Source organism: Lysinibacillus sp. NPDC098008 (assembly GCF_044760715.1).
Taxonomy (GTDB): Bacteria; Bacillota; Bacilli; order Bacillales_A; family Planococcaceae; genus Lysinibacillus.
This window is the reverse complement of the sequence record NZ_JBIWBA010000015.1, coordinates 1-25,217: the sequence shown is the minus strand read 5'-3', so window position 1 is coordinate 25,217 and position 25,217 is coordinate 1. Positions and strand designations below refer to the sequence as shown.

29 protein-coding genes are annotated in these 25,217 nt (G+C 38.8%); 14 read left to right on the top strand and 15 right to left on the bottom strand.

The annotated features are described in order from the left end of the window. Positions 1-27: 27 nt before the first annotated feature. From ACIQVU_RS13160 to gdhA, 3 genes are all read right to left on the bottom strand, one after another. The gene (locus ACIQVU_RS13160; protein ID WP_340805308.1) at positions 28-681 is read right to left on the bottom strand and encodes a YIP1 family protein; all 654 of its coding nucleotides are present in this window, start codon (positions 679-681) and stop codon (positions 28-30) included. 123 nt (positions 682-804) lie between these two features. Next, complete coding sequence (locus ACIQVU_RS13155) at positions 805-1,491, bottom strand: phosphoribosylaminoimidazolesuccinocarboxamide synthase (protein WP_340805309.1); 687 nt, start codon at positions 1,489-1,491, stop codon at positions 805-807. Between the two features lie 165 nt (positions 1,492-1,656). After that, positions 1,657-3,030: an NADP-specific glutamate dehydrogenase gene (gene gdhA / locus ACIQVU_RS13150; RefSeq protein WP_402895911.1), complete on the bottom strand. Its 1,374-nt coding sequence runs from the start codon at positions 3,028-3,030 to the stop codon at positions 1,657-1,659. Positions 3,031-3,204: 174 nt separating this feature from the next. On the opposite strand from gdhA, the gene ACIQVU_RS13145 reads away from it, so the two are divergent. Both ACIQVU_RS13145 and ACIQVU_RS13140 read left to right on the top strand, forming a co-directional pair. Next, positions 3,205-3,678, top strand: a complete 474-nt coding sequence (locus ACIQVU_RS13145; RefSeq protein WP_402895971.1) for a YaiI/YqxD family protein — start codon at positions 3,205-3,207, stop codon at positions 3,676-3,678. Further along, positions 3,671-4,987, top strand: coding sequence for a D-serine ammonia-lyase (locus ACIQVU_RS13140; protein WP_340805311.1), 1,317 nt, complete (start codon positions 3,671-3,673; stop codon positions 4,985-4,987). Before ACIQVU_RS13145 ends, ACIQVU_RS13140 begins: the two co-directional genes overlap by 8 nt. 141 nt (positions 4,988-5,128) lie before the next feature. Here ACIQVU_RS13140 and ACIQVU_RS13135 read toward each other — a convergent pair whose 3' ends face one another. After that, a complete protein-coding gene (locus ACIQVU_RS13135) occupies positions 5,129-6,289 on the bottom strand; it encodes a pyridoxal-phosphate-dependent aminotransferase family protein (RefSeq protein WP_402895909.1) in 1,161 nt (386 codons plus the stop codon). A gap of 146 nt (positions 6,290-6,435) precedes the next feature. On the opposite strand from ACIQVU_RS13135, the gene ACIQVU_RS13130 reads away from it, so the two are divergent. Continuing rightward, positions 6,436-6,726 (top strand): hypothetical protein, encoded by a 291-nt coding sequence (locus ACIQVU_RS13130; protein ID WP_340805313.1) that lies wholly within the window; start codon positions 6,436-6,438, stop codon positions 6,724-6,726. Between the two features lie 57 nt (positions 6,727-6,783). Here ACIQVU_RS13130 and ACIQVU_RS13125 read toward each other — a convergent pair whose 3' ends face one another. Next, entirely contained in the window at positions 6,784-7,272 is a 489-nt protein-coding gene (locus tag ACIQVU_RS13125) for a hypothetical protein (protein ID WP_340805314.1), read from the bottom strand. 327 nt (positions 7,273-7,599) lie between these two features. Beyond that, complete coding sequence (locus tag ACIQVU_RS13120; protein ID WP_340805315.1) at positions 7,600-8,226, bottom strand: nitroreductase family protein; 627 nt, start codon at positions 8,224-8,226, stop codon at positions 7,600-7,602. Between the two features lie 180 nt (positions 8,227-8,406). Between ACIQVU_RS13120 and ACIQVU_RS13115 the strand changes: the two genes are divergently transcribed. Then, positions 8,407-8,895, top strand: coding sequence for a metal-dependent hydrolase (locus tag ACIQVU_RS13115; RefSeq protein WP_340805316.1), 489 nt, complete (start codon positions 8,407-8,409; stop codon positions 8,893-8,895). A 39-nt stretch (positions 8,896-8,934) separates the two neighbouring features. Here the strand turns inward: ACIQVU_RS13115 and ACIQVU_RS13110 are convergent, their stop codons facing one another. Then, the gene (locus tag ACIQVU_RS13110) at positions 8,935-9,756 is read right to left on the bottom strand and encodes a squalene/phytoene synthase family protein (protein WP_340805317.1); all 822 of its coding nucleotides are present in this window, start codon (positions 9,754-9,756) and stop codon (positions 8,935-8,937) included. 181 nt (positions 9,757-9,937) lie between these two features. Between ACIQVU_RS13110 and ACIQVU_RS13105 the strand changes: the two genes are divergently transcribed. The 5 genes from ACIQVU_RS13105 (at position 9,938) to ACIQVU_RS13085 (ending at position 12,846) form a co-directional block, all read left to right on the top strand. Continuing rightward, a complete protein-coding gene (locus tag ACIQVU_RS13105; protein WP_340805318.1) occupies positions 9,938-10,672 on the top strand; it encodes an SDR family NAD(P)-dependent oxidoreductase in 735 nt (244 codons plus the stop codon). 394 nt (positions 10,673-11,066) lie between these two features. Continuing rightward, a complete protein-coding gene (coaW, locus tag ACIQVU_RS13100) occupies positions 11,067-11,903 on the top strand; it encodes a type II pantothenate kinase (protein ID WP_340808555.1) in 837 nt (278 codons plus the stop codon). A 181-nt stretch (positions 11,904-12,084) separates the two neighbouring features. Continuing rightward, positions 12,085-12,309, top strand: coding sequence for a hypothetical protein (locus ACIQVU_RS13095; RefSeq protein WP_083448589.1), 225 nt, complete (start codon positions 12,085-12,087; stop codon positions 12,307-12,309). A 14-nt stretch (positions 12,310-12,323) separates the two neighbouring features. Next, positions 12,324-12,458 (top strand): hypothetical protein, encoded by a 135-nt coding sequence (locus tag ACIQVU_RS13090; RefSeq protein ID WP_340805319.1) that lies wholly within the window; start codon positions 12,324-12,326, stop codon positions 12,456-12,458. A 61-nt stretch (positions 12,459-12,519) separates the two neighbouring features. Beyond that, a complete protein-coding gene (locus ACIQVU_RS13085; RefSeq protein ID WP_340805320.1) occupies positions 12,520-12,846 on the top strand; it encodes a DUF3889 domain-containing protein in 327 nt (108 codons plus the stop codon). Between the two features lie 123 nt (positions 12,847-12,969). Here the strand turns inward: ACIQVU_RS13085 and ACIQVU_RS13080 are convergent, their stop codons facing one another. Next, positions 12,970-13,524, bottom strand: coding sequence for a DJ-1/PfpI family protein (locus tag ACIQVU_RS13080; protein ID WP_340805321.1), 555 nt, complete (start codon positions 13,522-13,524; stop codon positions 12,970-12,972). 146 nt (positions 13,525-13,670) lie between these two features. On the opposite strand from ACIQVU_RS13080, the gene ACIQVU_RS13075 reads away from it, so the two are divergent. Next, positions 13,671-14,069, top strand: a complete 399-nt coding sequence (locus tag ACIQVU_RS13075; RefSeq protein ID WP_340805322.1) for a MarR family winged helix-turn-helix transcriptional regulator — start codon at positions 13,671-13,673, stop codon at positions 14,067-14,069. A gap of 5 nt (positions 14,070-14,074) precedes the next feature. Next, positions 14,075-15,253, top strand: a complete 1,179-nt coding sequence (locus tag ACIQVU_RS13070) for an MFS transporter (RefSeq protein ID WP_402895904.1) — start codon at positions 14,075-14,077, stop codon at positions 15,251-15,253. A gap of 20 nt (positions 15,254-15,273) precedes the next feature. On the opposite strand, the gene ACIQVU_RS13065 is transcribed toward ACIQVU_RS13070, so the two are convergent. The 5 genes from ACIQVU_RS13065 to ACIQVU_RS13045 all read right to left on the bottom strand — a co-directional run bounded on the left by ACIQVU_RS13065 (position 15,274) and on the right by ACIQVU_RS13045 (position 19,409). Continuing rightward, positions 15,274-16,257: an arsenic resistance protein gene (locus ACIQVU_RS13065; RefSeq protein ID WP_402895902.1), complete on the bottom strand. Its 984-nt coding sequence runs from the start codon at positions 16,255-16,257 to the stop codon at positions 15,274-15,276. 260 nt (positions 16,258-16,517) lie between these two features. Beyond that, on the bottom strand, positions 16,518-17,264 hold the full coding sequence (locus ACIQVU_RS13060) for an amino acid ABC transporter ATP-binding protein (RefSeq protein ID WP_340805325.1): 747 nt from the start codon (positions 17,262-17,264) through the stop codon (positions 16,518-16,520). A gap of 11 nt (positions 17,265-17,275) precedes the next feature. Continuing rightward, positions 17,276-17,932 carry an amino acid ABC transporter permease gene (locus ACIQVU_RS13055; RefSeq protein WP_340805326.1) on the bottom strand — a complete coding sequence of 219 codons (657 nt, stop codon included), beginning with the start codon at positions 17,930-17,932 and terminating at the stop codon, positions 17,276-17,278. A gap of 62 nt (positions 17,933-17,994) precedes the next feature. Next, a complete protein-coding gene (locus tag ACIQVU_RS13050) occupies positions 17,995-18,795 on the bottom strand; it encodes an amino acid ABC transporter substrate-binding protein (RefSeq protein ID WP_340805327.1) in 801 nt (266 codons plus the stop codon). A gap of 224 nt (positions 18,796-19,019) precedes the next feature. Further along, positions 19,020-19,409 (bottom strand): ribonuclease HI family protein, encoded by a 390-nt coding sequence (locus ACIQVU_RS13045; RefSeq protein WP_340805328.1) that lies wholly within the window; start codon positions 19,407-19,409, stop codon positions 19,020-19,022. 157 nt (positions 19,410-19,566) lie between these two features. Here ACIQVU_RS13045 and ACIQVU_RS13040 point away from each other — a divergent pair, with 157 nt between their 5' ends. Beyond that, positions 19,567-19,758: a zinc-finger domain-containing protein gene (locus ACIQVU_RS13040; RefSeq protein WP_340805329.1), complete on the top strand. Its 192-nt coding sequence runs from the start codon at positions 19,567-19,569 to the stop codon at positions 19,756-19,758. A 1,094-nt stretch (positions 19,759-20,852) separates the two neighbouring features. On the opposite strand, the gene ACIQVU_RS13035 is transcribed toward ACIQVU_RS13040, so the two are convergent. Then, a complete protein-coding gene (locus ACIQVU_RS13035) occupies positions 20,853-21,836 on the bottom strand; it encodes an SEC-C domain-containing protein (protein WP_340805330.1) in 984 nt (327 codons plus the stop codon). 219 nt (positions 21,837-22,055) lie between these two features. Beyond that, entirely contained in the window at positions 22,056-23,867 is a 1,812-nt protein-coding gene (pepF, locus tag ACIQVU_RS13030) for an oligoendopeptidase F (protein ID WP_340805331.1), read from the bottom strand. Positions 23,868-24,064: 197 nt separating this feature from the next. Here pepF and ACIQVU_RS13025 point away from each other — a divergent pair, with 197 nt between their 5' ends. Further along, complete coding sequence (locus ACIQVU_RS13025; protein ID WP_340805332.1) at positions 24,065-24,505, top strand: Dps family protein; 441 nt, start codon at positions 24,065-24,067, stop codon at positions 24,503-24,505. Positions 24,506-24,656: 151 nt separating this feature from the next. After that, positions 24,657-25,094 (top strand): general stress protein, encoded by a 438-nt coding sequence (locus ACIQVU_RS13020; RefSeq protein WP_340805333.1) that lies wholly within the window; start codon positions 24,657-24,659, stop codon positions 25,092-25,094. Positions 25,095-25,217 lie beyond the last annotated feature (123 nt).

Genomic DNA, 25,217 nt, shown 5'->3' with positions numbered 1-25,217 from the left:
CTCTCCTAAAGCGAGAGGGGAGATTTTTTACATCATGCCAATACCGACCAATCCAATTATAATAATGAAAATAAAGACAAAGGCAATAATTCCTAACACAATCGAAGGAATGAGGATCGTAAAGAAAGCCATCCAATTTGAAAATTGGTGTGCTTCTGCGATGGCAGCTATGGAAATAATAAATGCCCAAATACTCACAACAATTGTTAGAATAATAGCTGGCCAAAAAATCCAAGGTAGTGGTCCTATGTAATCTGGATTGAATAAAGATTCTGGTGAAGTCATTAACCAAATAAGATAGAACGGAATTAAAATGATAAATGGAATAGCTGTTAGGCTTAAGCCTCTAAATAAATCTGAATAAGTGCCAGTACCTTTAAAAAGCTTACCAAATAGCCATGCGACAAGGGCAGAAAAAGCTGTACTAATCATGCCTACAATTGGGGCGAAAATAATGCATATTAACACTATGAGCCAAGGTGCAACATCATTTAAAAACTCTATATCGACTATCCCAGATAGAATAGAGCCAATATAACCAATTGATAACACCAAAATGGCAAAGCCAATCGTTTTTTCATGAAGCATATAACGAGTTGTTTGCTTTGGGTGTAGCCAAACGGATAAAAATGGATTTAGCTTTATTCTTTCTTCTTGTGGTGATTCATTATAATTTTCCATTAAACTACCTCCAACCTAATAAAATTTGCTGTTTCCTTACTATACGGCTTATATAGGGAAAAGTTTCATAAAAAAGAAGGGTATGTTTAAAAAGTTATCTTAAGACATACCCTTCTGGATGACTTATTCAGCTAGCATAATTTTTTCAAGCTCTAATGGCTCAATATATTGCTCACCTTTATAAGCACGCATATTGCCACCAGAAATTTCATCGATTAGTAAAATCTCATTTGTTTGAGCATCACGACCGAACTCTAATTTAATATCATATAGTGTTAAGCCTTTTTTTGCAAGCTCTGCTGCTACAAACTTTGAAATTTCAATTGTACGTTGTTTTAAAATCGCATATTCTTCATGTGTTAGTAGGTTTAACATTGCCAGTGCATCTTCAGAAATTGGAGGGTCTAGGCGTTCATCATCTTTAATGGTTACTTCGACAAAGGCATCTAGCTCTTGTCCTTCCGTCACATACGCACCGTAGCGGCGTAGGAATGAACCAACTGCTCTAAAGCGGCAAATCACCTCTAAGCCATTGCCAAAAACGGTTGCAGGTTTAACAGTCATTGTTGCGTCCTCAAAGTTAGCATCTACATAATGCGTAGGAACACCTTGTTCATTTAATTTCGCATAGAAATAAGAGGTTAAACGTAAACCAGCTAGACCAGCGCCATCAATTGTTAACCCAACCGTATTAGCACCTGGATCAAATACACCATTTTCACCTGTTACATCATCTTTAAATTTTAATAGATAGTGACCATCTTCTAGCTTAAATACATTTTTTGTTTTTCCTGTATACAATAATTCCACAACAAATCCTCCAATATTTTATAGAATACTACAATTATAACACGAATATTTCAAATGTTTAATAATAAAAATGTTCGTTTAACTAGCTTTTTCTGATTGTTTAACATGTGATTTTTATAGAAAAAAAGGATGATAACGAATAATTGTTATCATCCTTTTTCGAGATTAGTAAATGCCCTCAACAAGCATGCCGTCTGCTACTTTAACAAAGCCAGCAATATTTGCTCCCATTACAAGGTTGCCTGAGAAACCATATTTTTCAGCGGCTGCCTTACTATCTGCATAAATATCTTTCATAATTTGGTGAAGTTTCGCATCTACTTCTTCAAATGACCAAAATACGCGGCTTGAATCTTGTGCCATTTCAAGTGCAGATACTGCTACGCCACCAGCATTTGCTGCTTTGGCAGGACCAAATAATACGCCTGCTTCTAAAAATTCATTGATTGCTTCAAGGTCAGATGGCATATTTGCACCTTCACCGATTGCTTTTACACCATTTGCAATTAATGTACGAGCAGACTCACCATTAATTTCATTTTGCGTTGCACATGGTAGCGCAATATCACAAGGAATTGTCCAAATACCTGTGCAGCCTTCTGTATAAGTAGCATTTGGTCGATAATTTACGTAAGTTGAAATACGGTCACCCTTTACTTCTTTAATTTCTTTGACAACATCTAAGTCTAAGCCCTCTGGGTCATACACATAGCCTGAAGAATCAGAGCAAGCAACGACCTTTGCACCATACTGCTGTGATTTTTCGATCGCATAAATGGAAACATTACCAGAGCCTGAAACAACAACTGTTTTTCCTTCGAATGAATCATTTGCGTCTTTTAGCATTTCATTCACAAAATAAACAGTACCATAGCCAGTTGCTTCTTTACGTGCTAAAGAGCCGCCATAGCCAGGTGTTTTACCTGTTAATACACCTGATTCACTAGCTTTTGTTAAACGCTTGTATTGACCCCATAAATAGCCAACTTCACGACCACCTACACCAATATCACCAGCAGGAACATCGACATCTGGACCGATATGGCGGTATAATTCAGTCATAAATGCTTGACAGAAGCGCATAATTTCTGCGTTTGATTTACCTTTTGGATCAAAGTTAGAGCCACCTTTACCGCCGCCAATTGGCTGTCCTGTTAAAGCATTTTTAAAGATTTGCTCAAAGCCTAAGAATTTAATAATTGATTCATTTACAGAAGGATGGAAGCGAAGACCGCCTTTGTATGGTCCCATTACATTGCTATATTGTACACGATAGCCACGGTTCACTTGGACTTGGTTGTTATCATCCTGCCAAGCTACACGGAAGGAAATAATACGATCTGGCTCAACGATACGAGATAAAATATTTGCTTCAATATATTCAGGATGCTGTGCAAAGACAGGCACTAATGAAATAAAAATTTCCTCCGCCGCTTGTAAAAATTCTGCTTGATGACTATTTTGTTGTTTTAATTGTTCAAATACGCCGTCTACGTATTCTTTTGCTAATTGTTCATTGCTTACCGTTGTGATTGTCATAATGAAAACCCCCATTTGATTTTGATAGGTGTATCGTATATGTATTTTTCAAACTATTCAATAAAATATTTTTTGACTTTGTGAAAAATTGAGCAAGAGAGGCTGGGAAAATGTTATTTCGAAATAATTACGGAGTGGATGATTCATCTAATTATGAGAAGGGAATGATGCCTTATTGTAAAGGTTCTAATTGACGCTGATGCCTGTCCAGTAGTGGATTTGGCGCTATCTATATCATCTGAGTTTGAGATTGAAACTATCTTATTTTGCGATACGTCCCACCGTATTGAACGTGATAATGTAATAACAATTATTGTACCAAAAGGACCCGATTCGGTTGATTTTACGCTAGTGAATGCGCTTTCAAAGCATGATATTGTCATTACACAGGATTATGGTTTAGCAGCGATGGTTTTAGCAAGAGGGGGCTATCCAATTGACCAAAATGGACGTGAAATGACCAATGAAAATATCGAACGTTTGCTCGAAATGCGCCATGTTGGACAAAAAATTAGACGTGCAGGGGGACGTACAAGGGGACCGAAAAAAAGAACACAAGAAAACAATATTTCGTTTGAAATGAAATTTCGACAAATTTGTGAACGAGCAATTTTAGCCTATAAAACGGAGGAGTCAATCGATGAATAACAACGATAAAGACACACTATTGCAGCAATTTCCACAGCTAAAAGATATCGCCAAGCACCATACGGTACTATGGGAAAATACAAATTGGTTAAAAGAACCGACTACAACCCTTTTTTCCATGCAAGAGGTAGCAGATGCAGAACAAACATTGCAGCGCTTTTCTTCCTATTTAAAAATCGTATTTCCTGAGCTTGTGGCAAGCAATGGCTTGATTGAATCAGCGATTAAGGCTATTCCTGCAATGAAGCAGGCACTTGAAAAGCTCTATGGGGTCACAATACAAGGGCAATTATTCATGAAATGCGACCATGCATTGCCGATTTCCGGTTCCATTAAAGCACGCGGTGGAATTTATGAAGTACTAAAGCATGCTGAACGGCTAGCATTAGCAAGTGGCAAGCTAAAAAAAGGGGATGATTATGCTGTTTTAGCAACAGAGGAATGGCAGACGTTCTTCCAGCAGTATACGATTGCGGTTGGCTCTACAGGCAACTTAGGCTTAAGTATCGGCATTATGGGCAAGCAGCTCGGCTTTAATGTCGTTGTACATATGTCGAGTGATGCAAAGGAATGGAAAAAGGCTATGCTGCGTGAAAAGGGAGCGACAGTTATTGAACATCAGGCGGATTATAGTGTTGCAGTAGAGCAGGGACGACAGGAAGCTGAACAAGATGCTACGTGTCATTTTATTGATGATGAAAATTCCAAGGACTTGTTTGCAGGCTATGCCGTTGCCGCTAAACGTTTAAAAGATCAATTGGAACAGGCAAATATACTCGTGGATAAGGCACATCCATTGTTCGTCTATTTACCATGTGGGGTAGGGGGAGGTCCAGGGGGTGTTGCCTATGGGTTACGCGAATTATTTGGTGAGCATGTGCATATTTTCTTTGCAGAGCCAGTTGCCTCCCCTTGCATGACCATTGGCTTAATGACAGGTTTACATGATGCGATTAGTGTAGAGGATATTGGTCTTGATAATAAAACTGAAGCGGATGGCCTTGCTGTTGGACGCGCTTCTAAATTTGTAGGCAAGGTGATGGAGCACTATATTAGTGGCTGCTATACAGTGACAGATGAGGAGCTGTTTGCTTCACTCGGCTTAGCGATGGAGCATGAAGGGTTATTTTTAGAGCCTTCCGCACATGCGGGTATGTTTGGCGCTATTCGTCTATGGCAAAAGGGTCAATCCTATTTAGAGAAGCATAGCTTAGTCAATCAGATGGACCAAGCGACACATCTTGTCTGGGCAACTGGTGGCAGTATGGTTCCCGAAGCCATGCGTGCAGCCTATTTAGCCAAACGTTAGGGAAGCTTGCTCAATTTAAGTTGCTAAGTGATCAAAAATGGAAGAGATACGCTCAACACAGGTATGTAAGTGATCAAAACTAGAATCCATTTGCTCAATAAACTAGGAGGAGCCACTTGCTTAAATGGCTCCTCCTAGTTCTTATGCTTTTTGTTGTGCAGCTAAAAAGACCTGCTGTGCGGCAAGAACGCCTGCTCCTGGCTCAAAATCGTAGGAGAAGTCTTTTAGGGCAGCTTCCATTAATGATACGGCTTGTAAAATATCGCTTGGGAAGCAATAGCCCATATGACCGAAGCGGAAAATTTGCCCTTGTAGATGACCAAGTCCACCAGCAAAATCTACATGATAGTGCTGCTTAAGATGCGCTAAAAATTCGCCAAGGTCAATGCCTTGAGGTGCTTTAATAGCTGTAATCGTTGGTGAGGCATATTGCTCCTCCGCTAAAAGCTCGATATTCAGTGCCTTCATAGCACTGCGCACCATATCTTTCATTAATGCATGGCGAGCCACTGTTTGTGCAAAGCCGCCTTCCTGCTCGATTAGCTTGCAAACCTCATGCAGCCCGTAAATCAATGTAATTGCAGGGGTATTTGGTGTCATTCCCTTTTCTGCCCAGCTACGATAGCTGCGTAAATTTAAATAGTAGGATGGTGTTTGATTTTCTTCAATGACTTTCCATGCTCTATCACTAACGCTAACAAGTGAAAGCCCTGGTGGTAGCATCATAGCCTTTTGTGAGCCTGTTACTAAAATATCAATGCCCCAAGCATCCATTTCAGCAGGTACTCCGCCAATACAGCTTACACCATCGACAATAACAAGAGCATCTGTTTCCTCACGAATAACTTGCGCTAATGCTGCAACTGGATTTAAAATACCTGTCGATGTTTCATTGTACGTTACAAATACAGCTTTAATATTATTTAAAGGCTGTAAAAAGGCACGTAGCTCCTCTGCTGTGCAAGCTTGTCCCCATTCCTTTGCCAGCTTATGTACATGGAAGCCGTATTGCTCACAAATCGATACAAAATAATCACCAAATGCGCCAACCGTAATGACAACAACCTCTTCTCCAGCAGAAACCGTATTGACTGCCGCAGCTTCAAGGGCAGCTGTCCCACCTGATGGTAAAAGTAAGATGTCCTGTGTTGTGCCGAAAACGGGCTTTACAAGCTCAGTTGTTTCACGGTATAGCTCTACGAATTCTTGACTTCGATGACTAAAAATATCCTGATTCATCGCAAGCTGAACCTTTTTTGGAATAGGCGTTGGCCCTGGGTGTCTTAAAATATTTTCATACACAATCATCAATCCCCTTTACATAATAGAAATTCTAAATTTTCTAACTAAATAATAACATATTTATTGACCATGCTAGACGCTTTTTTGAAAAACGATGGAAAACCCTGTCATACGAATGATAAAATCTCTTAAAAAGGGGGGATTATATGCAAACAAAAATGCGTTATCCATTTATTTATTTTTTACAACAGCCAAATCATGTGATGGTTTATAAAATTCAGACATTGAAGCATATAACATTAGCGGATATTACGGAAAAGGGTGAATGGCGGCAGTATATGCTTCAGCAGCATGAGCAGTTTGCAACGTTTAACCATGAACAAAGTAGCCCGTTGGAAGGATGGTCTATATGGGGCCCGCAAGATCAATTATATCAGCTTGTCGATTGCATTAATGATTACATACAGCAGCAATCCAGCATTCGAGGGAAGCTCTAAATCGCATAGAAAAGCCTCTTTAGCTTTTTGGCATAAAGAGGCTTTTCCTTAGAGAAGTTATACAACAAATGGTCTATTCATACGCATTAAGCCGTAAATCATAAAGAATAATCCACCTGTGATCAGCGTTAAAATAATGTATAGGACTGCTTTGCCCGTTTCTCCAGACCAACGATAAAATAGGCGATAGGTGAAATAGAGTGTGAAGCCGACAGCACCAATAGAAGCTATCCATCCTATAAATGGTATAAATGAAATGATCAACAGCCCAGCATAAATTAAGATATTTCTTTTAGCTGTTGCACGTACGGTTTCTTGATCGTATCCATCAGCTGTGAGCAAGAACAGGCTATAGACATTAATGATCGGAATCCAAGCGATGTAGGCAACATCTCCAAAGCCATTTGTTTTCGATGCCATAAAATAAATAAGTGCAGTAATCACATAAGCGATTAACCCTAGAACAAGGCTTACCAAAATAATTACAAGAAATAAACCTCCAAAAAATGCATCATAATCATTGTAATAATAAGAATCATAATTCATCCGTAAAACCTCCCTTCGAAAGTAAGTTCCCCTCCATCATAACAAGCTAAAACTATTAATGCTATTATAATTTATAAGTGATATTTATTGAAAATCACACATTTGTACTAGAATAAAGTTTGTTTTTAAATCATATATGATGATTTTTTGCGTAGTTGATACAAAAAAATGCAAAAAATATCCTTGGAAAATTTATTAAGCTAGTTTTAGAGAATCATTTTTGCTTCGTTTCTTACTACAAAGCACTACTAGCATATGTCTGAATTAGTTGAACATTCCCTTTTCCATGAAAAAAGCCACCTGATTGACAAGGTGGCTTGATGGATATTAGATAAATTTAGCAATATTGTTCAGCTCAATACGTGAGGAATTATAGGCTGGTGCTGCTGCTTTACCAATGGCAATTAAAATAACTGGGACAATATGATCGGCTAAGTCGAAATATTTCGCAAAGGCTTCTTTTGAAAAGCCTCCCATCGGTACTGTATCATAGCCCATATCTTTAGCCAACAGCATAATTTGCATAGAAATTAAGCCTGCATCGAATGTCACGATGTTTGTTAATGTTTCTTGTGGTAGCTGAGCATAGAGCTTATAGGAGTTGTTAATCATAAAATCTTTTGTTGCTTCATTAATATAGCCAAGCTCGAAATTTTTTGTATAAACAGCCTCTGCATTTTCGTACATCTTTGTATCACCTAGAACGGCAATAATGGCAGAGGCTGTTTCCACTTGCTCCTGATTATTGGCAATGGCGCGTAGCTCTTTTTTGACAGTATCATCTTGAATAACAAGGAAGCGCCATGGCTGTAAGTTACTAGAGGAGGGAGCGGACGTTGCTTCGATTAGCAGCTCTTCTAGTTGGTCTTGTGGAATTTTAAAGCTTGCGTCGTATTTACGAACAGATTTACGTTCATGCATCACTTTATGTAGATGGCTTTTTGTAATAGGCATTAGTGTGATCTCCTTTATGATAAAATGTGTTTTTACTATACGATAAATAAAGTTTTTTTCCAAGTAAATTGCTTGGGATAAAATTCGAGCGTGCGTTCGGAATATATGTTCCCTTTTGCATAAAAGTATGGTACAGTAAATAGGAGAAAAAGATTAGGAAAGAAGGAGTGGATGTAGATTATGCAAGGGAACACCCATATTGTTGGGGGCATTACAGCAGCACTTGCCTTTGCACAATATTCCAATGACAATCCACTTATATTAGTCGGGGCAGGTGCGATTGGTGCATTGCTTCCAGATATATGCCATAAAGGTAGCAAAATTGGTCGTAAATTTCCAATGCTATCGAAGTTTGTCAATACATTATTTGGGCATCGCTCTTTTACACATAGCTTACTATTTTTATTGTTAATGATGGTGGTCTTACATACATTTATCCCCTATAGAGCGATTTCAGTTGGGATCATCATAGGAATGGCGAGTCATATTTTACTCGATATGTGTACAAAGAAAGGGGTTAAATTATTTTTCCCTGCCTCCATAGCTGTGCGCTTTCCATTGACCACAAAAACAGGCAGTAAGGTTGAAAATGCTGTACTGATGCTGCTTGTGATATGCTCGATTTACTTTAGCTATCAATTAATAGCAGAATTTATTGCCTCTGCATAAAGAAAAGCCCTAGCTTTCATGTACTAGGGCTTTTATTAATTAATCAGCTTGTACTTCTTCGACGGTTTGTTCAACCTCTGCGCGTGTCATTTTCTCTCGACCTTCCTGCATTGCCTTTAATGTTTTATGAGCTAATGCCAATGGTAAGCGACAGAATAGTAAAATAGTACGTTTATTGATGTCTGCTATATAAAGGTCTGCCTTGGCAAGATTTTCTTCTGCATAGGCAAATAAATCCTCGCGTGTCCAGCCATCAGGAACAAAGCTTACACCACGCTCATCTAAATCCTCATGCTGGTTGCGTAAAATATTGACGGCTTGTAGTCCACGTCCATAGCCAATTGCTAATTCGCGATCTGTTTGCACATCTGCTCCCCATGCCCAAAGCTCTGATAACATTGTTCCGACAAGCCCTGCGACATAGTATGTATACTCGTCTAAATCTTCACGTGTACGCACCTGCCAATTTGCCTTCGCCCACTTTGCCATACCAAAAGCCATTTCACTTGTAGAAGCCTGTACAATAGGTCGTGATGCATCAGGACAAAATGCTAGCCAATCAGCGAGGCGAAGTGATACTTCAGGTAATTGATCTGCATAAGGTGCGAGTAATGCCTGATAGGCTTCTTCATTAAATGTGTCCTTTAATAACTCACTCGTTGCTGACAATAACTCAAATTTTACATCATTTGTAAGCTTTTCATGGTCTTCAATTTCATCAATCGCACGCATGGCTAAATAAGCGGCTGCTACGGATAGCTTTAAATCATTTTTTAAAAACGTAATTGGTATATAAAAAGTACGGCTTGTATCTTTTAATACTTGCATTGCTTCTTTGTAAAGTCTTTTTTGATCTTTCACTTGTATTCCTCCGTTCAAATGGTTCCACATCTATAGTATATCGTATCGTAAATAGAAAGAAAGATAAAACAGATTGTTCGTAAATAAGAAGATATTCTTTGAAAACGTTTACAAGTAGTGATATAGTTTAATAGTAAACTATTTAAAGCTATATATTTTAATGGAAAGGAAGTTTATAAAGATGGGACGTTTAGAGCATAAAATTGCAATGATTACAGGTGGCGCATCTGGTATGGGGGCGGCAATGGCAAAGCTGTTTGCTGAGGAAGGAGCAACGGTGATCGCAGCAGATATTAACGAGGAAAACCTAGCAAAAATTTCGGAGCTAGACAATGTGGAAGGAATAAAGCTAGATGTTTCCTCTGATGACAATTGGGCGGAGGTAATGGAAGCTATTATTGCTAAATATGGTCGACTAGATATTTTAATTAATAATGCTGGTATTTCCTCGGAAAAAGACCCAGAGCAAATTTCACAGGCTGATTGGACAATGATGCATAATATCAATGCATTCGGCCCATTCCTTGGGATTAAACATGCAGCTAAGTATATGAAGGAAGCAGGGAAGGGCTCCATTGTTAATACATCCTCTTATACAGCCATTATTGGTGCAGGCTTTAATGCCTATACCTCATCGAAAGGATCTTTACGTGCGATTGCGCGTGCAGCCGCAGCAGAGCTTGGTGCATACAATGTTCGAGTAAATACTGTATTTCCTGGTGTTATTGAAACACCTATGACCGCTCAATTATCAGAGGCAAAGGAAGCAATGGAGATGCTTGTCAAAGCTACACCAATGGGACGTCTTGGACAGCCTGAAGAGGTAGCAAAAGCCATTTTATTTTTAGCATCAGACGAAGCTTCCTATATTACAGGGAGCGAGCTTGTAATTGATGGTGGTTACTCTGCACGTTAATCCAAAAATCTGAAAACAAAGTGGAAATGCCTAATAAGCAGGTATTTTCACTTTTTTTATTTTTTTTAGTAGAATGATGATAAAGTTATAAAAAATCATGAAAATACAGTGATAAAATAGAAAAATTTTGCTATTTTTCGTGATTTTTTCATGAAAATTTATGAAGTTATTGCACAATTATTTCAACAGCGTTAAAGTTTAGAAAGGGCGAAAATAGCGGTACATTATTTAAGGGAACATTTAGCCTTTCGAGAACAAATAGAGAAGTCAAGATTTTTTCAGGTTTGCACAAATAGCGCTGCAATAAAATCTTTGACACCTAAGAGAGCATAGTTTTATGAATCATCGGCTACTAAGTACGATGGTATATGCAATAAAAGCAAAGGAGATTGGCATGCCAAAGGCTATAGGAATTGATGCAGGTGGCACATTGACAAAGGTTGCTTATTTAGACAAAAGCAATGAGCTTGTTTTAAAAACCTTTCCGTCGAATGATTTGCACACTGTAAAGGAATGGATTATAAATCATCCAGGTATTGAGGATATTGGTGTGACGGGGGGACGTACAGAACAATTACTTGATGTCATTAAAACAATGAAATCGATTCATTATATAGTGGAATTTGAAGCAACATTGAAAGGTGTCCGATTTTTACTCAATAAAGAAGGCTACTTTTTTGAGCGTAGTATTATTACAAATATTGGGACAGGTACTTCCATTCACTATATGGAAGGCAATACACATATACGTGTTGGCGGGACAGGCATTGGCGGCGGGACATTAATTGGATTGTCAGCGCTTACAACGGGCATTACAGATTATAATGAAATACGGGAATTAGCGGTAGGTGGCAACCGTGAGGGCATTGATTTATTGGTAAAGGATATTTATCAAGGCATGGACACACCGATTGATGGCCATTTAACAGCTAGTAATTTTGGGAAAGTAGGCATTACTAAGTCAACTGAGCACCAAGCACAGGATATTATTGCGACTGTCCAAGGGCTTGTAGGCGAGGTGATTACAACATTAAGTATTCAATATGCAGAGGAAAAACATACGCAGCATATTGTGTATATTGGCTCAACGTTAAGCAATAATGAGCATCTTTCGCGTGTAATTGCAAATTATACACGCACAAAAAAACATACACCTGTTTTTATTAATGACCATGGCTTTTCAGGCGCTGTTGGGGCATTGCTTAATATTACAGAATATACACCTGTCTAGGGACAGAAACGAATGTACATGGCTAAGATCAATTAGTAATGTACATTTTTTTATTTTGGTTCAGTGGGTGTCCAAACGCTCACTGAACAAAGATAAAAGCTCCGGCGGATGTACGCTGGGACGTAATTGGTTACATAAAACGCCGCTATTTGAGCACATTACAAGTAGGAGGTGAAGTGACGTGGGCAAACGCAATAATCGCAATAATAATAAAACGATGAATGTTAGAACGCATAATCCTTTTGGAACCTACAAAAGCAAAGACCTCGATCGTAGTAATAGCAATAATAATAACCCGAACGATAACTTAAATGAGGAGTTTGGCGCTGAATTTGATGCAAAGGCAAAAAATAAAAACAATAAAACAAACCATGATAAAAATCAGCAATCCAATAAAACAAAGTAAGGAAGTGATTTGTGATGGCAAAAAAGAGTAAAACAAGCTTTAAAAAGAAGAAGCAGGAAAAGCCGCACAATAAAAATGATCGTGAGGAATACTCAGCAGAGTTTAACCAAGTGATTCATAATAATCCTCAGCAGCCAAAGCAATCATAAAAATACAGCTCCTTTAGTAGTATGCTTTAGGAGCATGTCTGTTATACGAGGGGATTCCGCTATGAAAAAACTTTCTTTTATGCTGACGCTTTTTTTGGTTGGTTATACAGCACCTTTACCTATCGTCAATGCGCAACAGGAAGCACCAGCTTATGCCAAATGGGGGCAATTGGCTGTCAAGGAGGTAAAGGCAAAATATCCTCAAGCGAAGATTGTGGATTATTTGCATGAGGGTAAAGAAGTTCATGGAGAATCAACGATTGAAAAGTTTAAGCTTTGGCTAACGCAGGGTGATAAGGAATTCGGTGTATATGTTCGAATTAGCTATATCACTGCAACAGGGGAGCTTATTCATATTGCATTGCATGAAAATAATGAGGATGCCTAGAAATGATGGCATCCTCATTTATCCTGTATTAACAGGCTGTAAGACCCCCATTTCAAGACATCAGATACTTAAGTGGGGGATCAACAGCCTGTAAAAATCCGATTGGACGTTTTACTTTATTGGTTAACCCTCTAATTTATCAATAAATTCACGCATTAAGTCTGGTAAATCAGGCCATGCATGTCCACTTACTAAATTACCATCTGTATGGAGATTAGCATCAATATAAGTGCCTCCTGCTACTTGCACCTCTGGCTTGCAGGCAATATAGGCTGTTAGCTCACGTCCCTTTAATACTTCAGGAATCGTTGCAAAAATTTGCGCCGCGTGGCAAACAGCAGCAATTGGTTTCTTAGCTTCAAAGAAATGGCTAACAAGCGCTGGTACATGCTCATTTAAACGAATATACTCTGGCGCACGACCACCAGGAATAATTAGTCCATCAAATTGAGCTGGATCAACATCTGCAAATGCGGCATGTGCCTCTAGCCCATAGGCAGGACGCTCGATATATGTATCGACGCCATCTACAAAATCATGTAAAACCGTTTGTAATTTCTTTGCGGACGGAGCTGCAATGGTCACATCATAGCCTGCCTCTAAACAGCGATAATACGGATAATAAATTTCTAAAGCCTCTACTGCATCCCCTGCTAAAATTAATACCTTTTTGCCCATGATTTCATCTCCCTTATATTGTGAGTCTAACTGCTAAATTCGACATAGCTTAAAAATCTCCTTCCCAATAAAGAAACCTTTACAAAGAAAAAAAGGAGGCGTATAGTATTTATTTAGCTAGTTAAATAATTGTAGGAGGCTACTAGATGAATCCAATATTCCATGCTTTATTTCAAAAAAGCCGCTATTTAACAAATTGCTTAAATGAAGTGTTAAAGCAGCATGAGTTATATAGCTCGCAATGGGCGATTTTATATTGTTTACATAAAAACGGATCCATGACCTTAACCCAAATTTGGAAATACTTAAATGTGGAGGCGCCGAGTATTACAAGAGCGATTACACGACTTGAAACATTGGGCTGGGTTGAACGCTTAGATGGTGAGGATAAGCGTGAAAAAATTGTTACCTTATCCGCACAGGCTGAGGAGCGTTTACCAGCCATTCAGGAAACGATTTTAGCATTTGAGGAAGAAATGGTTGGCTCCCTTACTGTTGAGGAGCAGCAGCAATTTATAGGGCTATTGGAAAAAATGAAAGGTTGATTGACATGCAGCAAGAAGAGCATACACAAATATGGACAAAGCGTTTTATAAGCCTGTTTTTAACGAATATGTCAGTGTTTTTTGTTTTTTACGGGCTTGTTACCACTTTGCCGCTTTATGCCATTGGGGAACTACATCAAACGGATAAGGAGGCGGGTCTATTATTATCCGGCTTTTTACTATCCGCTATTATTGTACGTCCATTCTCAGGGAAGCTATTAGATGTTTTTGGTAAGAAAAAGCTATTACTAGTATCATTAATAGGCTATTTTATTTGTACAGTATTGTATTTAGTGATTCATCCGTTCGGGCTTTTACTTGGGCTTCGATTTATTCAAGGAATTTTCTTTAGTATTATTACAACAGCAGCAGGCTCGCTAGCAGCAGATATTATTCCCGCTAAGCGCAAAGGGGCAGGCTTAGGCTATTTCACCATGTCCACGAATCTTGCCGTTGTCATCGGGCCATTTATCGGCTTATTATTAATTCAATATAGTAGCTTTAACGTATTATTTATTGTGATGAGCATTTGTATATTGGCAGGAGGCTTTTGTGCATTAACGGTAAATACAGATGATTTACCAAAGCCTGCCTCAAAAGGAGCATTAATCTTTAAATTTAATGATTTATTTGAGCGCAAAGCATTGCCAATTGCCGCCATTGCGAGCCTTGTATCGTTTGCCTATGCAAGCGTCCTATCATTTTTATCAATTTATGCACAGCAAAAGGGCTTAATGGCTATTGCCAGCCTTTTTTATGCGGTGTTTGCAGCAGCAATGCTTATTACGCGACCTTATACAGGCAAGCTTTATGATACAAAGGGGCCGCACTATGTGATTTTGCCCGGTTTGATATCCTTTGCCATTGGACTTGTTATGCTGGCATTTGTAGAAGGGGCAGTGCTTTTTTTAAGTGCCGCCATTTTTGTGGGCTTTGGCTATGGAGCCGTAACAACAAGCTTCCAAGCATTAGCTATTCAATCAACAACCATTCAACGTAGTGGCTATGCAACTGCTACATACTTTACGATGTTCGATCTTGGCATTGCACTGGGCTCCTATATTTTAGGCATGGTGGCTGTACAGGCAGGCTATGCTGTTGTTTATGGAACAGCGGCAATGGTCCTTGGTGTTGTGTTGATAATTTATCTACTACGTCTTGCAAAACAGAGAGCTCATCCATAAAGTACAAGGCATTGAGCATATTAACGCTTAATGCCTTGTACTTTATCCTTCAATAACCATTTAGGAACGATTTTAATATAAATAAGCTCTCCAATTAGCTCCATAATCGTTTGCGTAACAATAACCGCTGCTGCCAATGTCGCCCATGATGCTGGTAAAGCTAATGCTAGTGGAAGAACTACGAGCGAGTTTCTTGTACTCATACTAAAAATTAATGCTCGTCCTGCACCTTGCTCCAACTGAAAAATTACTGCAAGAGAACGGGCGGTAATAGGTGTAATGATTAAATAAGCAACATAAATAGGGATGACGCGGACAATAACCTCAAAATCATTGTAGACTTTGCCAATTTGTGAGGCGACCACCACCATTAAAACAAACGCCATAAATGGTACGGGCAGCCATGCTGTTAGCGCTAACACTTTTTCGCCAAGCCTATTTTTATGAGCCGATAATTGTGTCATAATGGCGATCAGCAAAGGAACAATAATTAGTAATAAAAACGCTTCTAAAAATGGCGCTATTTGTACAATGCCTACCATTTCCTTACCGATAAATAGCCATAGATACAATGGTAGTAAGAGCATTTGGACAACAAATAAAATAGGGGTAGCGGCTAGCATTAGTTGCGCATTGCCCTTACCAAGCTGTGTAAAGACAATAACATAATCAATACATGGTGTTAGCAATACTAAACAAATACCTAATAAAACAGGTGGAGATTGTGGAAGTAGCATTGTTAATAGCCAGAAAATAATAGGGATAATTAAAAAATTCCCGATTAATAATGCCGCAATAAATTTAAAGTTTGCTACTGCCTCACGTAGCTTTAAAAATGGAATCTGCGCAAACATTCCATACATAAGAATGGCGATTAGTGGTGAAATCGTCCAATCCAAGCTGCTGCCAAAATCCTCATGTAGAAGTCCTATCATTCCACCAAGTAGCAGGGCAATCCCATAGACCCAAATTTGTTGACTTTCTAACCATTCTCTTGTAAACATCCTAATTACCATTCCTTTTACTTTTTAAGACGTAATGCTAATAGCTTCATAATAACGATCTTTTAATTTTAAATGTACTTTAACTATTATACTATAATGAACAATAACTATAGCTGAAGGGATTATTGCCAATAGTTATGCATAATTAGCACTCTTCGTCAAAATAGATATTGCCTTATTTATAAATTTCTCAGTGTGGCGACAGCCTTGATACAAGCCTACTAAAAAGGAGAGCAGCACAATAGCTACTCTCCATGCTCTTATTTAAGATTCTTTTGCAAAAATGCCTTTGTGCGGTCATTCTGTGGATTTGTAAAGAATTGATCGGGATGGTTAGTTTCGATAATTTCGCCACCATCCATAAAGACTACCTTGTTGGCAACTTCTCGTGCAAAGCCCATTTCATGCGTTACAACAATCATGGTCATATGATCTTCCGCTAGGCTTTTCATAACCTTTAAAACCTCTCCTGTTAGCTCAGGATCAAGGGCAGAGGTTGGCTCATCAAATAATAAAATTTGAGGATTCATCATTAACGCACGGGCAATAGCTACACGCTGCTTTTGACCGCCTGATAGATTGGCAGGGTATGCCTTTGCTTTATCAGCAAGCCCTGTTTTCTTTAATAAGTCATGGCAGCGAGCCGTAATGGCTTCTGTTGATTCTGTTTTTAATAGGCGAGGAGCCATCTCAAGGTTTTGCTGCACCGTTAAATGGGGAAACAGGTTAAAGTGTTGAAAGACCATACCCATTTTCGCTGTTAAAGCTTTGATGTCCTGTGGCTTTGCATAGCTACCTTCCTGCACCAGATAATCGCCATCCACTAAAATACTACCACCATCAATTTCTTCCAAATGAATTAAGCTTCGTAGCATTGTGCTTTTGCCTGACCCAGAGGGACCGATAACAGCAATGACATCATTTTTCTCTACTGTAAATGTAATTTGTTTAAGAACCTCTACCTTATCAAAGGCTTTCTTTAAGTTTGTTACCTCTATCAATGCCATATGTATCACCTCTATTCAAATTTAAAGCGTTTTTCCAGCCATTTAAAGAACACTGTTAGGACAAGTGTCATTAGTAAATAAATAGCTCCAGCAATAAAGAATGGCGTAATGGTAAAGTCACGATTAACGGCTGTTTGTGCAAAATGCAGCAGCTCTGGCACAGCGACCGCATAGAGTAGAGCCGTATCCTTAATTAATGTTACTGATTCATTTGATAATGCTGGCAATGCTACACGAAACATTTGTGGCAAAATAACGCGTGTTGTCGTTTGCCATTTTGATAAGCCAAGAACTTGGGCTGCCTCATACTGTCCTTTATCAATAGCAAGAAGCCCACCACGGAAAATTTCTGCAAAATAGGCAGCATAATTTAAAATAAAGCCAAGGCAAGCAGCCACAAAACGATCAAGCACTAAATATTCACCGACTACTGGCAGCATCGGTAAACCGAAGCAAATTAATAATAGTTGTAGTAATAGCGGTGTACCACGCATGATGTAAATATATGTATGTGCAAGCCAAGCAAGTGGTTTAATACGACTTTTTACTGCGAGTGTTAATAAAAAGCCGAATGGAATGGATACTAGAATCGCGATAATAAACAGTAATACAGTCATTTTCGCACCTTCTAGCATCGGCAATATCATAGTTTGCCAGTAATCCGCCATAACAAAGTCCCTCCAAAAAGAGTAAGAGCTTCACAAAGGAAACTCTTACTAAAATCCTATCATTATTTTAATACCTTATCTTCGCCAAACCATTTTGTAGAAATTTCAGCAGCCGTACCATCCTCATTCATTTTATCGAGTGCAGCTTGTAGTTTTTCTAATAATGCTTCATTGCCTGGCTTTACACCAATTCCGTATTGCTCAGGTGCAAGTGATTCTTCTAATAGCTTAAATGTATCAGGCTCCTGTGTCATATAATATTCTGCCACAACAGCGTCAATAATAACAGCATCTACACGGCCTGTTTTTAAATCAGATAAAGCTAGTACATTATCCGCAAACTCTGTAATGTTTTTCACTTCTTGATGAATAGGGTTGCTATTTAATGCGTTTGCCGCAGAGGATAGGGATTGAAGACCGATTTCTTTACCTGCTAAATCACTTAGCTGTGCAATCTCTGAATCCGCTTTTGTTACAACAACTTGTGCATTTTCAAGATATGGCTTCGTAAATAATACTTTTTCTTTACGCTCATCTGTAATTGTATAGCCATTCCAAATTAAATCAATACGTCCACTCAGCAGCTCTGCCTCTTTTGTTTTCCAATCAATTGGCTGGAATTCTACCTCTACGCCCATATGCTCTCCTGCTGCTCGTGCTAAATCAATATCAAAGCCAACAATGTCATTTTTTTCATCGCGGAAGCCCATTGGTGCAAATTTATCGTCAATACCAATAATAATTTTTTCGTTGTCAGCAGATGCTGCCGGCTTTTTTTCCGCCGAATCCTCTTTTGCTGTGCTGCATGCTGCTAACACAATTACTGCCATCAGCATCATACATAAAGTTACAATACGTTTCATCCTTTATTTCCCCCAATTATACTATTTCACTTTCGTTTGCTAAATCACTAATGTGTTAAAGGTATCACCATGCTACAACATTGTCAATATTGTTTGGTATTAATCAGAAAATAAAGCGTATTTTCCAGCATTTTTTGAAAAATAATATGGTGGGACAATAAATATAGTGGCAGGAGTGGGGTGAAAGAGGGACTGCTTAGCAAACAGTCCCCGTTAATGTCTGATTAATGTTGGTTATGAATGGCTTGGCGTGCTAAAGCATCTGCTGCTTTATTTTGTGCATCAGGTATCCATTTAATAAAAAATAACTCGAAGCTTGCTGCAAGCGCTAAAGCCTTTTCAAGATAAGGTTTAAATTCCTCGTTTTTCACATATTCTTTTTCCATAGAGGCAACAACAATTTTGGAATCAGAGCGTACAGATACAAATGTGGAGCCGAGCTTTTGTGCCTCTTCAAGACCACGGATTAAAGCTGTAAATTCAGCAATATGATTGTTTGTTTGCCCGATATACTCACTTATTTGTAGATGGTGACCTTCCCCTTTGATAAAAAGTCCAATACCACTAGGACCGGGGTTGCCTGCACTTGCCGCATCAATATATACTTCTAGCATATTATCCCTACTTTGCAATTTAACTTCCCTGTTATTGTACAACATGGTGATGGACATTGTTGAAAAAATAGACAAAATAGTTGCTTGTTTAAAATGAACGCTTCATAATAGAAAGAAGCGAATTTTGAGCATAACCTGAAAGGAGCGAGAGTTTCGTATGGATAAAGTGATGGTTATGAAGGATATTGACGAGCTGCATGACACGTATTGTGCAGATTGCCTCGTTATTCAGCAGTTGCGTAAAGAACGTGGGAAACCTGGAGCTCATCGCTTCTGCATTGAATCCTGTTCAGTTGGCGAAAAGCTACAGTTTTTAGGAGAAGAGCTTTTAAAAGTTTATAGCAAATAATCTCTCCCTTTATATAATGATGTTTAACGATGGAAAGAGGCTGGGACATAACTCATTTTATTGAGAAAAATCAAAAAATGAATGTTATTTTTGTGATTTATTAAAGTATATGTGTTCTAATAACGCAAAAAAATGTTAGACCAAACTTGTAAATGGTCTAACATTTTTTCTTCTATAGTGTTTATTTTTAATATATACATGCTTATGGAAAAATTTCTTTGTGTAGCATCAATAAATAGATGGTCTGCATGGAGGAGTTCATGATGCATCATTTCTTTTGTGATGAATAGAGATTTCCTACTAATGGTTAGATGAAAAATCAATAGCAGCCTCTAATTTTCCTACTAAATGGTCTTGGAAACAAGCGTTAACATTTCTACTTGTTCACGTTCATTTCACGCCAGCTCCAGTTGTACCCGGAAAAGCCAACTGAAGGGCATCAGGTAACTTAATGGAACTGCCATCAAGGATGCGTATACTTCTGAATCTGAATGTGCTGGCAATGGGTAACTTTGAGAACTCTTAGATGGATAGGTTCTCAAATAATCGAAGAAAAATCTGTTCCAAAAAGTTGACGGCATACTCATTAAACCGTTTATCAAGCGCTTGTTTGGACATGGAAAGATTCTGTTTGGTCAGCTTAGCACACAGATGAGTGAGAGAACACCTCGCAATCATGCCGGGCTGGTCGAAAAGCAGGGCAAGAAATGTGTTTACATTTAACTTGCGTTCCCTTTGAATAAAGTTGGTTTCTTTAGCAATGCGGGACAGTTCTTTTGGGCGACAGAAGGTCAAACAACTGCTTCATCTGAAAAACAGGATGTTTGTGCTTCATATGGTATCCCTCCTTACAATTGATGGTAATTACTTATACCATCAAATAGGGAAAAACAATCATTTGATTCTAAAATTCTCTTAAGTTGACATATATGGGGCGGCGACTCCCGCGGAAAGCGTCCGCCCGTAGTGGCAATCAACGGCTTTCCTTGATTTCATTGTAAAAGAAAAAAGACTGTAGGCAAACTCAAAATTCATTGAGTTTGTCTACAGTCTGAAGCTACCTTTGTGATAAAGGTAGCTTTTTTGAATGATGATTATTTTGTCGCAGCATAGCTACTTAAATCTTGGTAATACTTTGTAAGGGAGGAGGCAGAAATATCGAATGTTGCGGCAATTTCTTTTACCGTCATCGATAGCGATTCAAACAGCTCCTTTTCCTGACCATAGCGAATAGCGCCAGCAGCAATAGCAGCCTCTTTACGAGCAGAAGGTTGTCCCTCGATTAAATAATCCTCTAACAGCTCTAATATTGGCTCTGTTTCACGATTATTTTGCTCTAAAAAGTCCTTCACCTGTCTTAGCACATTGCTCTCAAAGTTTGTGAACTCCTCTCCCTTATAACCATTTGAAACAAGTAACTCCCAGAACATTAAATGCTCTTCTTTTAAGAATACATGAACCTTCTTGTTAGATGCCTCAAAGTTTTTCTTAAATTCCTCAAATACTTTTGCATGATCGTCTGGGAAGAAAATAAGCGTGGATACAGCTAAGTAATGTGTCGATTTGGCTGTCCCATCAGGTAAGATAAAGGCAAAGACCTGCATACCCTCTGGAATTGGCTTATTATTTTCACGACGAATATATAGCTCCTCATTTGTGAGCAAATGTGTAGCTTTAAAATATTTTTCCTCAACAGCAGACACCGTACCAATAAAAAGCGTTGGCTGTGACCATTCTTCTAGCACTTTGACAGTGGAAGGTCTGACCGCCTTTTTCTTTGTTTTCTTTAAATAGCCTTTCCAAATAGAGGGCTCTTGATGGAAGAAAAAGTCGTCTAGCGCAATGGCTTCAATTAGCTCACGCTGTAGAACGCTCTCTAATTTAGGCTGCCATGTGCCCACATGCTCGATATAAGCACGAACATCTTTACGCTCAGGATATTCTAGATAAAATGTTTGCAGCACACGCTCTAATTCTTCAACCTGTACAGCTTCTACTGTTACTTGTTGCTTGCCTTCACAACATTTTTTATATTTTTTGCCGCTACCGCATGGGCATGGATCATTACGTTTTACCATAATTAGAACACTTCCTTTGAAAATTGTTAATCAATGTATTGCTAAATAATTTGCGCACTATTAATAATAACGGTACTTTTGTATGAAGAAAAATGATTATCTATTTTGAAATATCTAAAAACATAGCGGGACGCCCTGATTCTAGTATATGTACGCATAGTGCTACTTAGAACTAAAAAAGAAAACGAGCTGCGCCATCAAGCACAGCACCGTTTTCAATTATTGGGCAGCTTCGATTTCAAGTGTTAAGCGTTCCAGCTCATCAATTAAATGACCAATATAGGCAATGGTAGCTTTTAATGGCTGATCCGTTGTAATATCCACGCCCGCCATTTGTGCTAATTCTACAGGCGATTTTGTGCCACCAGCCTGTAGCACGGCTAGCCATTCTTGCACGGCTACATCACCTTCTTGTAAAATACGCTGAGATACCTGTGTAGAAATGGTTAAGCCTGCGCTATATGTGTATGGATACAGCCCCATATAATAGTGCGGTTGACGCATCCATGTAAGCTCAGCACCCTCAGAAATATCGACTGCATCACCCCAAAAATCTTCAAGTACAGAACGTTTTAAGTGATTTAAGATAGTAGCATTGACAGCTTCACCAGCATCAATAAGCTCATATACTTTACGCTGATAAGCAGCCTCTAGTAAATGTGTAACAAAGTTATGATAATATGTTTTCGATACAATATTCGAAATCACCCAACGTTTAAAGCGTAGATCATCATGGTGTGTTAATAAATAATTAGCAAGCAGCATTTCATTCATTGTAGATGGCGCTTCAATAAAGTAGAGCGAAGGGCGACTATTGAAATAAGATTGATGCGCATGTGTATTCGCAAAATGCCCCGCATGGCCAAGCTCATGAACAAGTGTAAAGACTTCATTCATACGCTCATTCCATGACATTAAAATATAAGGGTGGCTACCATATGGACTTGAACAAAAGGCCCCCGTTGATTTCCCTTTGTTTGGTGCATAGTCAATCCAGCGTTCAGCAAAGGCTCTATCCATTAAATGACTATAGTCCTCTCCCATTACTGCTAATGACTTCTCAACGTACTCCTTCGCCTCAGCCATTGAGATTTGTGGGTCATAGTCGGGATCAAGCGCTATTTTTAAATCTGCAAAGGTCATTTGGTCAATGCCGTTTGCTTTTTGAATTAATTTGGCATAGCGACGCATATGTGGCGCAAGCTCTGTTGTAATTAAATCAATTTGACGATGATAAAGAGCAGCATCGACATCCTGATCTAATAGTAAATAATCAATGACAGACTTAAAGCCTCGTAAATCTGCCATTGTTTTTTCCTGCTGGATATGTGTGTTATAAACCTGTGCAGTTGTGTGCTGATAATCACGCAGCTTGCTTGAAAAGGCTGTAAATGCGGCACGACGTACATCTAGATCGGCTTCAAACTCCCAGTCATTTTCAAAAAGTACGAAGCTAAGCGGATGGTTTTCACCATTGACTACAAATTCCCCAAAGTCCATATCCACTAATTTTGTTGTGTTATAGATTTCGTATGGTGCGTCAAATGTTGAGCTAAAGGCAGCAAGCGCTTTTTCTACCTCAGGATGCAGTTGATAGGGCTTGTATTTTAAGAGCTCGGCAATATAGTGCTGATACAGCGGGTTGACTGCTGCGGCTTCCTGTAAAATGGCTTCATCTAAGGCAAGCAGCTCACTGCGAACAAAAGCGATTGCACTGCTAATTTTACCGATGGCTGAGCTATACTTAGCAGCACGCATTTGTGCTTTATCGTCTGTACGGTCTACTTGAAGATTTAAGCTAGCATATGTGCCGATAGGAACAATGCTTTTATAGAGTTCCTCAAAGGCTGTTAGTACATCAATTACTTGCTGTGCATTTGTAATTGTCCCTTGAAACTGTTGCCCAAATTGAAGTGCATCCTCTACAAGCTGCGCAAGCATTGGGTCAAAATCAGCATCGTTTTTTAGTAAGGCGGTTAAATCCCAAGTTTCTTCTACCGCAACATCTTTGCGTAATGGTAAAACATCCATTTTTGAACACCCCTTCATATGTAAGTGACTTTATTATAACGAAACTATTTCGGAAAGGGAAATAATTACGTAGAATAGTGGCAATATTCTTATATTGTAAAATAGATGTTTGAAATAGTGTCAGGTGGGAACAATAAGTACGTAGCCAGCTTGATATAAATGGCTAGAACATTTCATATATTGGAGGAGCTATACGTATGACACAAAATTTAAACAAACAATTAAATAAGTTAGTTGCCACATGGTCTGTGCTTTATACAAAGCTGCACAACTACCATTGGTATGTTACAGGACATGCGTTCTTTACACTCCATGCAAAATTTGAAGAGTTGTATAATGAAGCCACTTTAAATTTAGATGAGATTGCTGAGCGTATCTTATCAAAGGATGGCAAGCCTGTAGCGACATTAAAAGAGCATCTTGAGCTATCGTATGTAGAGGAAGCAACAGGAAATGAAACAACAGAGGAAATGGTTGCAACAACAATTGAGGACTTTGAAAAGGTTATGAAAGCCTTAAATTCAACAATGGAGCTTGCAGCAGAAGAAGGGGACGACCGTACAGAGGACTTACTAAATGCCATGTATCAATCACTTGAAAAACATACATGGATGCTAAAAGCCTTCCTTAGCAAGTAGCATATAATGGGCATTTGGAGCTTGCACGGTTCCAAATGCTTTTTTTGTAACAAATAGATAACAATCTGATAACAGTTTGTAAAAGCTGGTTTGGTTATAGGGTGGAAGGGTAATAAGCTAACTAAGCCATATAAATTAGGAGGAATTGAACATGATGCATGAACAAAACCCACAAATTGAAGTGGCTCATACAAAGGATGAAATGCTTCATATTTTAGAAAGCATGCGTTTAGAGGGCTATCATAAAGAGGATATTCATATTATTGCCAAGGATGCTGAGCAGCTAGAGGATGTTAAATGGGATGATGATGTGCAAACATATGAGGCTGGTAATTGGCGAGACCAATTTAAGTCATGGTTTACAGGCGATTCAGCGGTGGCAGAGGGCTTAAAGCGATTTCCGTTAACAGAAGCTCAAACAGCCTACTATGCACATCTTGTAGAGCAGGGCAGCATTATATTATTTGCTGAGCATGGGGACGATTCAGATCCACTAGAAACACAGCCAATTACGGCAGAGGAGCTCGATAAGCGTTTAGATGAGCAAAAGCGCTCAATTGAGGCAGAGCAGTATCGACGACTTTTATAAATAGTGAATAGACGAAAAGGGATAATTATGGTTCTTCACCAAAAGCCGTGGGTGACAAAATCAGTGACCTATTTCTAAACGTAAACGAAGAAATAAACGGTTTTCATTTCGATAGCCAAAACC